This is a genomic window from Streptomyces sp. NPDC059247, from assembly GCF_042754005.1.
Lineage (GTDB): Bacteria > Actinomycetota > Actinomycetes > Streptomycetales > Streptomycetaceae > Streptomyces.
The window spans coordinates 1-11,969 of the sequence record NZ_JBHYZW010000046.1 but is presented as its reverse complement, the minus strand read 5'-3'; the positions used below and the strand labels follow the sequence as shown (position 1 = coordinate 11,969).

The window sequence follows — 11,969 nt, the reverse complement described above, 5'->3', positions numbered from 1 at the left end:
GAGCGGGTACCACATCGCTGCGCGATGTGCAAGGGGGGCGGTCGCTGCGCTCCCGCTGGCCCGTGCGGAGCACGGGCGGCCCCCTCCGCTGCGCTCCTGGGGCCGGTGGGGCCGGCCGCTGCGCGCCCGGCTGGCCGCGCATCGCGCGGCCGTGGCTGATGGGGTGTCGAGTGCGGCTAGCGGGGTCTCCAGTGAGGGAGTTGGGGAGTGCTTCGCACTCCTGGGCGGGTCCGCTGCGCTCCCCGCCTGACGGTCCTTCCGGCTGCGCCTCCAGAACCTTGGGGCCCGCTGGCGCGGGCCGGGCTGGCTATGAGGGGTGGGGGTCGCTCGTTCGTGTGGGTTCTAGTGTACCGCGTGCATCGGATTGATACAGCATGTACCGTTGGCAGAAACACAGGACACCCGTAGACCGTATCTACAGCAAGCTGTGTTTTTCTCTGGAAAGGAACGGGTGGGCATGTGGAGTGCTGACGATGTGGCGCGGGATTGGGTTCGGCGCCAGGGAGACGGCCTGACCGGGACTGTGGTTGTGGAGCGGATCTCAGAGGCGGCGGTCAGGGAGCGGGAGACGGAACGGGCCCTGCTCAGCGGGGCGTTCTCCGAGTACGTGTCGGAGCCGGACCGGCTGGCCGCGGTCTGGGCGGCGAAGCACCGCGAGTTGCGACGCGTCAGCCTCCTGATGGACACCTCCGGGTGGGACGCGTACGAGCCGGAGCAGGACATCCAAGGCTCCGAGTGGGGGCGGGAGCGTGATGAACGGCGGCAGGGCGTCCTGTCCGCGCATGCCGCGCAGCTGGCGCGTCGACAGGAGGAGCGGGACGAGCTGCGGACGGAGCTGTGGCTGTCCGCAGGGTCCGGCCGACTGATCCGGGCGGCAGCCGATCGGGCCGGTCTTTCGCCCGCCGAGGTTTTGGCGCAGCTCGCCGAGCGGGTCGTGGTCGGCGAGGACGGCACGGTATCCGTACCGCCGTTCTCGCCGTCCAGGTGATCCGCACGATCGTCTGAAACTGTGCCGGAATTAGTCATTCGGAGGAGCGAGAGAATGTCTGTGATTCAGCTCAAAGAGCACCAAGCAGATCAGCGCTCGGCATTTCGTAGGTGGGTGGGATTCCCTACAAGGTCATCTGTACCTCCGCAGGGTGCCCGGGGCACGATCGTGTCAGCGACCGGCTCGGGCAAGACCATCATGGCCGCCGCGTGCGCGCTGGAGTCGTTCGCGGACGGCCGGATCCTCGTAACGGTCCCGACCCTGGACCTGCTCGCGCAGACCGCCCAGGCGTGGCGGGCGGTGGGCCACCGGGCGCCGATGGTCGCGGTGTGCTCGCTGGAGAACGACGCGGTCCTCAACTCGCTGGGGGTACGGACCACCACGAACCCGATCCAGCTCTCCCTGTGGGCCGGACACGGGCCCGTGGTCGTGCTCGCCACGTACGCCTCCCTGGTGGACCGCGAGGACATCGACGCACCTAAGCAGGGGCGCGTTCGCGGGCCGCTGGAGGCCGCTCTGGCGGGCGGGGAGCGGCTCTACGGGCAGCGCATGGACGGCTTCCACCTCGCGATCGTGGATGAGGCGCACGGAACCGCTGGTGATCTCGGACGGCCGTGGGCGGCGATCCACGACAACGCCCGCATCCCGGCGGACTTCCGGCTCTACCTGACCGCGACCCCGCGCATCCTCGCCGCGGCCCGCCCGCAGAAGGGCTCGGACGGCCAGGAGGTGGAGATCGCGACCATGGCCGACGACCCGGAGGGCACGTACGGCGCCTGGCTCGCCGAGCTCGGACTCTCCGAGGCGATCGAGCGGGAGATCCTCGCCGGGTTCGAGATCGACGTCCTGGAGATCCGCGACCCCTCACCGATCCTCGGGCTGTCGGAGGAGCCGCTGCGGGGCCGGCGCCTAGCCCTGTTGCAGACCGCCCTGCTGGAACACGCGGCGGCGTACAACCTGCGTACGGTCATGACGTTCCACCAGAAGGTGGAGGAGGCACAGGCGTTCGCGGACAAGCTCCCGGAGACCGCTGCCGAGCTGTACGTCACCGACGCGTCCGACGCCGATCTGGCCGCCGCCGACAAGCTGCCGAAGTCGTCGATCGACGCGGAGTTCTACGAGCTGGAGGCCGGCCGCCACGTCCCGCCGGACCGGGTCTGGTCGGCATGGCTGTGCGGCGACCACCTCGTCACCGAGCGGCGCGAGGTCCTGCGGCAGTTCGCCAACGGCATCGACGTCGACAACCGGCGCGTGCACCGGGCGTTCCTCGCCTCCGTGCGCGTCCTCGGCGAAGGCGTCGACATCACCGGCGAGCGCGGAGTGGAAGCCGTCTGCTTCGCCGACACCCGCGGCTCCCAGGTCGAGATCGTCCAGAACATCGGCCGCGCGCTCCGCCTCAACAAGGACGGCAGCACGAAGATCGCCCGCATCATCGTGCCGGTCTTCCTGGAGCCGAACGAGGACCCCACCGACATGGTCGCCAGTGCCTCGTTCCGCCCTCTTGTAGCGGTCCTCCAGGGCCTGCGCTCGCATGATGACCGTCTGGTCGAGCAGCTGGCCTCCCGCGCGCTCACGAGCGGCAAGCGCAAGATCCACGTCCACCGTGACGAGAACGGGCGGATCGTCGGGGGCGGCGTCGGGGGCGACGGCGAGGACCAAGAGCAGGACGACACCGACACCGACGCCGCTGCCGAGTCCGCGCTGCTGCACTTCTCCAGCCCGCGCGACGCCGCGACAATCGCCGCGTTCCTGCGCACCCGGGTCTACCGGCCGGAGTCCCTGGTGTGGCTGGAGGGCTACCAGGCCCTGCTGCGATGGCGGGCCGAGAACGGCATCACCGGCGTCTACGCCGTCCCGTACGACGTGGAGGTCGAGGTCGGCGTCACGAAGGACTTCCCGCTGGGGCGGTGGGTGCACCAGCAGCGGAAGGCGCTGCGGGCCGGGGAACTGGAGGAGCGGCGCAAGACCCTGCTGGACGCACCGGAGGCCGGAATGCTCTGGGAACCGGGAGAGGAAGCCTGGGAGGCCAAGCTCGCCGCACTCCGCTCTTACCGGCGGGCCACCGGACACCTCGCACCCCGCCAGGACGCCATCTGGGGCGAGGACGACGCGATGGTGCCCATCGGCCAGCACATGGCCAACCTCCGCCGGAAGGGAGCGAAGAACGGGCTGGGGAAGGACGATGACACCGCCACGACCCGGGCCGCACAGCTCGCCACGATCGACAAGGACTGGAACTGCCCCTGGCCCCTGGACTGGCAGCGGCATTACCGCGTGCTCGCCGACCTGGTCGACGCCGACGGCCAGCTGCCCGACATCGCCCCCGGCGTGCTCCTGGACGGCGACGACATCGGGCGGTGGCTCCAGCAGCAGAAGCAGCCGGCTACCTGGGTGCGACTGCTGCCCGAGCAGCAGGCACGGCTGACCACGCTGGGCGTGGAACCCGCCCAGGCGCCGCCTCCGGTCCCGGAGGCCAGCCGTGCGGCGAAGGGGCCGAGCAAGGCGCAGCAGGCGTTCCAGCGGGGCCTGGAGGCCCTCACGCAGTGGGTGGAGCGGGAAGGCGCCCACCGGCCGGTCCCGAGGGCACACGGGGAGGAGATCGCGGTCGACGGTGAGGCGGAGCCGGTCGTGGTGAAGCTGGGTGTGTGGGTCTCCAACACCAAGAGCCGGCGGGACAAGCTCACCGCTGACCAGCTCGCCGCCCTCTCGAAACTCGGCGTCGACTGGGCCTGACCAAGCACCGTGCGTGAAGGCGCCTCGAGTCATCGGCGCCTGATGGGCGTCGCTGCGTGGTCAGTGGTCAGTGGGCTGTGGCCCTGGCCTGGTACCTGTCGTGAAGTCGGTGGAGCAGCGTCCTGGTATGCCGTGTCAGCGGGCGGTGCTGGCCCTCGTCGATGACCAAGGCCATCAGGTAGTGGTCGGGGCCGCTGCGCACGGCGTCGATGGGCATGGATGCCCGGAGGTTGGGCCAGTACCGGCCATGGGCGAACCCTGACGCCGCGCGCCAGGCTGCGGAGACCTCTCGGGCTTTCAGGCCAGCATCCTCGGCAGCTTCCCCGATGACCTTCCCCGCCTCTGGCTTGCTGAGGGAGGCGGTGGGAATGCCGAGGGACAGGGCGAGGTCGGCTATGTCCTGGCGGCGCTCGCGACCGGTCTTGCCACCGGGGCCTGGCTGGTGGTCCGTGTCCTCCTCGTGCTGGGCCCGGTTGCGCATGTCCTCGCGCCACAGGGCCAGGGTGCGTCGGCGGCGCTCGGTGCGGTCGTTGCCGCCCAGGATCCAGACGGCCGTGGCGAAGTTCTCCAGAGCCCCCCGCATCAAGGTCCACGGGCTCTGCGGGTCTACCTCTCCCGCGTGCACGAGCCTGCGAAGCGCGTCGGCGTGGGCGACCCCCGCGCTGTAGGAGTTCCGGATGAGCGTGGACGCGGAGTACATGCCCAGCGGTGCATCGTCCGTCGCGAGGCTGCTCGACGGCTGCGGTGCCGGCAGCTGCCGGTAGGCGCCCTCTCCACGCAGTTGCTCCACGTCCGCGAACAGCGGCTGCAGGTAGGCGAACTTGAACTTAGACCGTGTCATGACGCCAGGGTAGAGACGACCCCTGACAGAAGGCAGCACGAAGGTGGGCGTGACAGGTTGCCCGGCTCGTCGTTGAGCGGGGAGGTCAGCGAAGAGCGTGAGGGCCCCGAGTTGGTCTCGGGGCCCTCACGCTTGTCGGGCTGGCTGTTACGTTCGCTGGGGGTCCCAGCCTGTGAGCGCCTGGCGGTAGGAACCGTCGAGCCGGTCCAGCCGAATGTTCCCGTCGGGTGTCAGTACGTGGGGCTGGTGGGTTCCCATGTCGGCCAGGAGGTCGGCGACGAGGGCGTAGGCCGTGCTGACGGCCTCATGCTTGTCCGCAACGAGTGCCGTCAGGTTCGCGGTGGTCTGCGCGGGTGTTTTGGTGATCGGTATGGCGGGGCCGTGCTGGAAGGCGCTCTCTGACACGACCACGCGTACGGGGGCGAGGTCGCCGTCGACGCGGTGGAGTGCCGCGGAGAGCATGAGGTCGCCTGCCGCGCCCGTCTCGGCCGCCCAGGCCGCCGCCACCTGGACCTGGGCCACGAGCTCCAGCTCGAGTCCATGCTGGTAGAGCCGGAGGGGGGCGCCATTGTCGATCGGGTCCGCCTTGATGTTGAGCGGCAGCGCGCCGTAGCTGGAACCGTCCTGGTGGAGCTGGCCGGTGGGCGTTCCCTCGAAACGGACCTGGCGGCGGCCGACCAGCGCCGGGTGATTCGGCTTCATATTGCTGGTCACCGCCTGGTAGGCAAGCTTGGCGCAGCGGTCGAGAGCCGCGTTGCGCTCCTCCTGAGTGGTGAGGGGGTAGTCGCCTCGGACGGCGGGGACTGCGGTGACGCTGACCCAGATCGGGTCCCAGGCGGCACGTTTGCCGCCGACAGGTACCTCCGTCATCACGTACCGGGTCAGGTAGTCGAGCCCTGCAGAGGACACGTCCTGCACCCGGTCGACATCCATGGCCGCGGCGTGGAAGCGGTCGCGGTAGCGCTGGGCGATCTCGGATTCGGCGAGCGTACGGGTGGTGGTGCCGTGCCGGACGTGCACCCGGAAGTTGTAGTCGTTGCCCGGGGCAGCGACCGCGTGCGGAGCCTGTGTGCTGGACGGCACCGTGAGCAGCCAATAGATCTTGCCCTCCTCGGCGGACTGCAGGGAGCGCACACCCACGTTGGGGATGACGGGCTGGATCCAGTTCGCAAGGACCGAGCGGATCCACTCCTCGCCCCGGCCCGGGGCCGGCTCGAAGGGCGCCAGAGCGTGGGCGTGGTCCTTCTTGCCGTCATCGACGCCGACGACGAGCAGCCCACCAACGGTGTTTGCCATGGCCGCCACGTCCTTGGCGAGTTCCTTCTTGCCCGCATCGGTGCCCTGGTAGAAGTCCTTCTTCCAGTCGAGGTCGACGCCTTCGGGTATCTGGTTGTCGACCGCGCGCTGCAGGTCGTCCTCGGTGAGGTCGTCGGGGTGCCGTCCCAGGGCGGCGGTGAGCCGTGCGGGCAGAGCCATCGGTTCTCCAGTTCACCAGGTGCATGACCGGCGTGCGCCGGTCAGATCACGCTAAACGGACGCACCCGTTCATCACCACGCATTTCTGAAAGGCCGTGGCATCGGTCGCCAGAGTCTTGCTGGGCCTCGGCCGGTGGAGGACAGCATCCAGCCGCCGAAAGAGTGAATCTGCCCTCGCGTACGTGGGCGCGGTCCTGGTCGTGCCGGTCCAACTCGCCTGATTTCAGGGGCTATTGACACGTTTTCATGTGATCTGTCATGTTCTATCGCCAAGGTGCAAGGCGAACGAATGAGAGCGAGGAATCCCATGGCTCGGCAAACCGAGTACGACGAGGCCCAGGCCGCGAAGCGGCTGCACACGACGGTCGTGGTGCTGCGCTGGGCGCGGCACGTGGGCGTGGTCCCGGATCCGGACGTGAGCGGCTTCGCGTGGTCGAGGGCGGCGGTGGAGGCGATGGACGCGGCCGCCGTGCGGGCTGCGATGCCACGCGAGGCGATCTCGCCGTACGAGGCGGCGAACCGGATCGCGGCAGCGCTGGGCACGCCGAACGAGCCCGGCGAGCCGCCGGCGGTTTCCTCCTACGCGGTGGAGCGCCTGATCGCGCTCGGCCTCCTGCTCGACCTCAGCGGGCACCGCCGGTACAGCGCCCTCAACCCCGACCAGGTCGACCAGGTCGCTGCCCGGGAGGGCCTGGCGGGGCTGCTGGCCCGTGAGGCGCCGCTCGGGCCGGAGCAGGCCGCCGCCAGGCTCGGCGTCCGTCGGGTCGATTTCGAGTGGATGCGCCGCCTGGGCTGGATCGCTCCGGTCTCCTGGGGCCGCGTCCAGTTCGGCGCAAGCAAGGCCGGTGCCGCCGACGTCCCGCGCTTCGCCGCCGGGCACGTCGACGATCTGCCCGGGGCACACCCCGAGGTCGACTGGGAGCAGCTGCGCACGGTCGGCAAGGGTCGGCGTTCTCCCCTCGCCGGACTCCAGGCGCAGCTGGCCTGAGCGCGCCCGGCCCCGGCTCTGACGAACGGCACCTCTTCCCCTCGGCTATCGCTCGGGAAAGAGGTGTCGTTTTGCGAAAGGGGCTTGCCCACGGACACTGACCTGGGGAAACGGAAGATCACTGGTTTCGGGGGGTCCCACCTCCGGTCACACCTGCGGTCCCCCGCCCAGTGCACCCCTGCAGACACCTCTCCAGCCCCCTTCCGGTGCAACCCCTTCCTGAGCCAGGTGCGGCCTGCAGCCGGTGCGGAGCCGCACGAGATGATGCCCGGTGAATGCTACGGAGGCACAGTTGATCATCTTTGATACGAATGCGGTGAACCTTCTCCCGCCGTCCGGTCTTCGGGCCGACATCATCCGCAAGTTGCGGCAGTCCGGCCACCACAAGGTGGCCGTGCCGTGGATGGTCATGGAGGAGCTGGTCGCCCACCAGACGAAGCACTACCCCGACAAGTACCGGGCCGTCATGAACACCCTGGCGAAGCTGCGTGAGGCACTGCCGTGGGAGTTGAAGAGCTCCCTGGAGCCGCTCGACCTGAACCGCCTCGTTGCCCACTGGCGCAGCGCGTACGAGGAGATCTTCGAGGTCATAGACACCAGCGGGGACGCCGCACGCAAGGCGCTGGCTCGTGAGGCCATGGCCCTTCCGCCGGCGAAGGCGACCAAGGAACGGTCCGAGGGCGGCCGCGACGCGGCAGTCTGGTTCTCCATCCTTGAGTACCTGAAGGAGAACCCGGACGAGGAAGTCTGCTTCGTCACGAACAACACCAAGGACTTCGGCGACGGGGCCACGTATCCCTATCCGATGAACGAGGACGTGCGCGGCCTGGAAGGCCGGCTCACCCGGCTCACCGATTTCGACACGGTCGTCTCGAAGTTCACCAAGGAGGTGTCCGGGCGGGACACCGAAGCAGCCGCCGAGGAGCTGCTGAGGTCGCTGTCCGTTCGCAACCGAGTGTCGCGAACCGCAGTCGAGATGCTCAGCTCACCGGTCGGGTTCGTCGGTCTGGACACCGCCAAGGCGTCCGTTCAGTGGCGCCAGTGGCTCGCCTCTCCCGAAGCCGAACTGCTCAGCATCGCCGACGTCCTCGGTCATGAGATCGAGGGCAGCGTCTGGTACACCGCCAACACCCGCTGGCTGCTGCACGGGGTCGCCACCAACAGCGACGACGAAGACGTGCGGTACGTGTCGTGCGTCTGGGAGATAAAGGTCCTCTTCTCCGCGAACGGCGGGGACGAAGCGCCAACCCTGCTGACCCCCGGCGAGCCCGTACTCCCGGACACAGACGATGCGCGGTGCATGGAGATCATCAAGAGGCTGAAGGCCAGGGCGTCACACGCGCAGCGGGTCCTGAGGAACCAGCTCGCCCACTCCCCCGGCGAACGCCTGATCGCCGAGAACATCGCCGGGGCCATGCCCACGCTCGACGTCGCTGGTGTCATGGCGCGCAGCGTCTCCGACCTGTTCCCCAAGCTGACCGTCGCAGACCTTCTCGGGCAGGGCGTCATTGAGCAGATCAGAGCTTCGATGCCCACGCTCGACATCGCCACCACACTGAACCAGGCGGCCGCTGATCGCCTCATCGCCGGGCTACCGAAGCCCGACCTCAGCGGGCTGCTTCCTCAGCTGGACTTCAGCCACCTCGTACCGAAGATCGACTACAGCCACCTCCTCCCGCAGACGACCATCAACCAGATCGCCGCCGCTGCGTTGGCAGGGGGAACCCAGACCCCTGCCGATGACGATGACGCCGCGGGCTCCGATGTCGACGACGGCCCCGATCCGGAGACCGGGCCGGACGAAGCGCCCGACTCGGAAACAGACCGCTGACCAAGCCGTCGGTTCCTGGGCAAGCCCACCGGTGCGGAGGGCTTGCCCAGGCTCCCCTCAGGCTTGCCCAGCCGCCGGCTCCCACAGCGGGTGGGCACGGCCGGTGCCGTCGCAGTGGAAGCACCGGCCGCCCCCGGGCGTGCTGCGGCCCCCGATGGTGTCGACGGCCTGGCGCAGGAGCCGGGTGAGGCCGTCGACGTGGGCCGGGTGCAGGGCGAGTTCGTGGCGCTTGCCCACCATGACCTCCAGCGCGACCCCGGGCCCGGCGTAGCACAGTTCCGCGGTGACGGTGCGGATGAGGTCGTGGAGGTGGCACATCGTCTCCATCCCGGACAGCTCCACCCGCGCGGTGAACAGGACCTCGTCCGGCTCGGTGAGGGCCAGCAGCGCCTCCGGTCGCTCGAACGGCACGAGGCGGCCGACCGGGTCGCGGTGGGCGGCGTGAAGGCGTGCCAAGGCCAGCCACATGTCGCCCGCATCTCTCTGCCCGAGCCCGGCCGGGCTCTCTTGCTTGTTTCGTCTCATGGCTTCGGTGTACGACCGGCGAGGAGGCGTCAGCCGGCTCCGGGCCTCCGCGTCCCAGACGGTGACGCCACGACCTCGGGAGCCGTCCCGCCACGTGATCCGGACGCTGGGCAAGCCCCCCGAGCCGAGGGCTTGCCCAGCAGAGGCCGTGACCGATCGGCAGGCCGGCTGTGACCGATCCGCCTCCCGCGATCGGTCAACCAGCACGTCAGCACCGTGACCGGTCCATGCAACTCCCAGCCAGGACGGTGACCGGTCATCGGTCAGCCAGCCTCTCGCCGCGTAGACCTGGGGGTCGTGACTGATGCCGCCTGCCCGCAGTGCCACCGGCCGGGGTGGGCAAGCCGCCCTCGCGGGTGGCTTGCCCAGGCTCCCCTCGGGCTTGCCCAGCGTCGGTCAGCGGCCGACCGCTTCGGGGTAGCGGGCGCGGCGCTGGTGCGGGTCGTCGACGCCGATCTCGTACCAGGGCTCGCCGCGCTGGAGCCGGGGCAGGGTGTTCGCCCACACCGCAATGGCGATGCCCTTTACATCGGTAGCGAGCGCCTGGAGGCGGTTGTCGAGGAGGTGTTCCGGCTTGCCCGCCAGGACGACGTGCAGCCGCGGGAAGGTGGTGGAGCGGGTGTAGCGGTGGCGCTGCCAGAACGGGTGCGTCCCGCCGATGGTGCCGCGGGCTCCCTCCCAGACACGGTGCCCGGCATAGCGTTCGTAGTCCCAGACCTCCTTGGCGAGGCGGGCCTGGGACATGGTGCCGTTGTCGAGTTCGAAGAGGCGGACCTCGCTGGTCTTGGTCGGCACGGCGAGGACGGCGTCGGTGTTGAAGGACAGGCCGGTCTGCTTGATGGCGTGGTTGACCTCCACCTGCCAGTCGGTCAGGTACTCCCCGCGACCGCGCAGGACCGTGTCGGTGTAGGCGAGGATCGTGTCGGTCACCGCGAGACCGTGCGGGCCGAACCCGGCTCGGACGGCCTTCGCTCCGGTGCCGGCCTTCGGTCGTGCCGGTAGTTCGCTGCCGTCGGCGAGAGCCTTCTGCCCTGCCGGGGTGAGGTTCCAGATCTTGTGCTTGCCGTCCTTGCCGTTCGTCTCCGCCAGCCCGAGCTTCTCCAGTTCCACCATCGCCCTGCGCACGTACGACCGGCCGTCCGACTCCTCCGCCGCGATCACCTGAGCCATCTGCCGAACCGTGGCTATCCGTACACACCCCAGCATCCTCAGCGCATCGGCCCGTACCTTCCCGGCCGTGGTAGTGGACTTCTTCCCCTTCGCTGCTGTCTCAGGGTTAAGGAGAGAGGTGTCAGCGTGCCGAGCAGCCCCCTGACGGGCGGTGTGAGCTGCGGTGATGGGCACGACGTCGGAATCGTTCACGGCACTGGACGCGGCACTGGCTTCCGGGCCGTCTGGGGGGCTCTCAGCACCCCTTGACCAGGTCGAGCCCGACTCCGGCTCCGGCTCGGGCTGCCGGGCGCTGCTGGCGTACGTCATCGTTCAGGCTCCTCACGCGAGTGGCGCGGGACTCCGGGCAGAACCCCGCATTCACCTGTTACAGGTGGCGCCGAAGCCGATGGTGTGACGCCCGTTATCGAGCCGTGATCATTTGGCGGGTGCGGCGCAGAGCTCGGAGACGATCGTGAACGAGGTCGTCACCATCGGCACCGCCATGGCCGGCGGCATCGCCGCGTGCGTGGTCTTGCCGTGCGCCATGCCGTTGCGGATCTTCCGCCCGTAGTCGAGGTACTCCGCCTGCCGGGCGGTCAGGACCCCGGTATCGGCGCCCTGCTTGATGAGCTTCTGCAGGGTCTTGTTGCCCGCGGCCGGGATGCGGTCGCGCAACACGATCTCCACCGCGATCAGGGAGTGCATGACCGCGACGGTGGAGAACTCGTAGCAGTAGTAGGACTGGCGCAGCAGCTCCCGGGACGTGCGCAGGACGGTCGCTGCGGCCTCGGGTACGCCGTCGGGCACGACCAGGTCCTCCACGAGGTCGTGCATGTCGGCGTACTGGCCGACGAAGTAGTGGGCGCGTTCATCGGGCACGGGGAACGGGAGGCGCTGCGTGGTCATCCCCGGAGTCTCCCAGCGGCGTACCGGGTCCGGCAGCGGCTTTTCCCCGGCCGTCGCCCAGGGTGCCGGGACGGAGACTTCTCCCCTCCCGGGACAGGCGGTTTGTCGCACCTGGCGAACCCTGTCAAGGGGAAACGCGCTGCCGTCCGAACCTGGACAAGGGGGTGGGTGGTCACCGTCGGTGCGCGGACTCTGTCCACAGGGCGGCTCCCCGAGGCTCGGAACCAGGCCGTCGCGATCCACGCGGAGGCCCGTACGTGAGGAGCTGTCATGCCCGAGAACACCGTCACCACCCCGCTCGCTCCGATGGATCCGCAGGACGTCGCCGACGCCTTCTCCTACATCCGGGCGCTGCAGGCCGACGACATCGACACCGCCTGCGCGGTCATCGAGGAGACGGGTGGCACGGAGATGCGCCGACTGCTCCTGGACGTGGTCGGGGCCCGCGCCTACTCGGGGACGCCCTGGAAGCCGGTCAGCAGGGTGTCGAGGATTTCCTGTGCCCTGGTGTACGCCGGGCCGCTCGGCT

Annotated in this window: 9 protein-coding genes and 1 pseudogene; 5 read left to right on the top strand and 5 right to left on the bottom strand. The window is 69.4% G+C overall.

Annotation, left to right across the window (positions count from 1 at the left end; translation table 11 throughout):
* Positions 1-529: 529 nt before the first annotated feature.
* Both ACFXGN_RS32465 and ACFXGN_RS32460 read left to right on the top strand, forming a co-directional pair.
* Positions 530-988 carry a hypothetical protein gene (locus ACFXGN_RS32465; RefSeq protein WP_384865978.1) on the top strand — a complete coding sequence of 153 codons (459 nt, stop codon included), beginning with the start codon at positions 530-532 and terminating at the stop codon, positions 986-988.
* A 54-nt stretch (positions 989-1,042) separates the two neighbouring features.
* A complete protein-coding gene (locus ACFXGN_RS32460) occupies positions 1,043-3,721 on the top strand; it encodes a Helicase associated domain protein (RefSeq protein ID WP_384865977.1) in 2,679 nt (892 codons plus the stop codon).
* A gap of 67 nt (positions 3,722-3,788) precedes the next feature.
* On the opposite strand, the gene ACFXGN_RS32455 is transcribed toward ACFXGN_RS32460, so the two are convergent.
* Positions 3,789-4,562: a hypothetical protein gene (locus ACFXGN_RS32455; protein WP_384865975.1), complete on the bottom strand. Its 774-nt coding sequence runs from the start codon at positions 4,560-4,562 to the stop codon at positions 3,789-3,791.
* Between the two features lie 147 nt (positions 4,563-4,709).
* Complete coding sequence (locus ACFXGN_RS32450) at positions 4,710-6,038, bottom strand: helix-turn-helix domain-containing protein (RefSeq protein ID WP_384865973.1); 1,329 nt, start codon at positions 6,036-6,038, stop codon at positions 4,710-4,712.
* A gap of 307 nt (positions 6,039-6,345) precedes the next feature.
* Here ACFXGN_RS32450 and ACFXGN_RS32445 point away from each other — a divergent pair, with 307 nt between their 5' ends.
* Together ACFXGN_RS32445 and ACFXGN_RS32440 are read left to right on the top strand one after the other, a co-directional pair.
* Positions 6,346-7,026: a hypothetical protein gene (locus ACFXGN_RS32445; protein ID WP_384865972.1), complete on the top strand. Its 681-nt coding sequence runs from the start codon at positions 6,346-6,348 to the stop codon at positions 7,024-7,026.
* Positions 7,027-7,318: 292 nt separating this feature from the next.
* A complete protein-coding gene (locus tag ACFXGN_RS32440) occupies positions 7,319-8,857 on the top strand; it encodes a PIN domain-containing protein (protein WP_384865970.1) in 1,539 nt (512 codons plus the stop codon).
* A gap of 57 nt (positions 8,858-8,914) precedes the next feature.
* Here ACFXGN_RS32440 and ACFXGN_RS32435 read toward each other — a convergent pair whose 3' ends face one another.
* The 3 genes from ACFXGN_RS32435 to ACFXGN_RS32425 all read right to left on the bottom strand — a co-directional run bounded on the left by ACFXGN_RS32435 (position 8,915) and on the right by ACFXGN_RS32425 (position 11,440).
* Positions 8,915-9,313 carry a hypothetical protein gene (locus tag ACFXGN_RS32435; RefSeq protein WP_384865968.1) on the bottom strand — a complete coding sequence of 133 codons (399 nt, stop codon included), beginning with the start codon at positions 9,311-9,313 and terminating at the stop codon, positions 8,915-8,917.
* Positions 9,314-9,778: 465 nt separating this feature from the next.
* Complete coding sequence (locus ACFXGN_RS32430; protein ID WP_384865966.1) at positions 9,779-10,588, bottom strand: replication-relaxation family protein; 810 nt, start codon at positions 10,586-10,588, stop codon at positions 9,779-9,781.
* Positions 10,589-10,969: 381 nt separating this feature from the next.
* On the bottom strand, positions 10,970-11,440 hold the full coding sequence (locus ACFXGN_RS32425) for a hypothetical protein (protein WP_384865965.1): 471 nt from the start codon (positions 11,438-11,440) through the stop codon (positions 10,970-10,972).
* A gap of 270 nt (positions 11,441-11,710) precedes the next feature.
* Here ACFXGN_RS32425 and ACFXGN_RS32420 point away from each other — a divergent pair.
* A pseudogene (locus ACFXGN_RS32420) lies at positions 11,711-11,969 on the top strand (hypothetical protein); the annotation flags it as partial.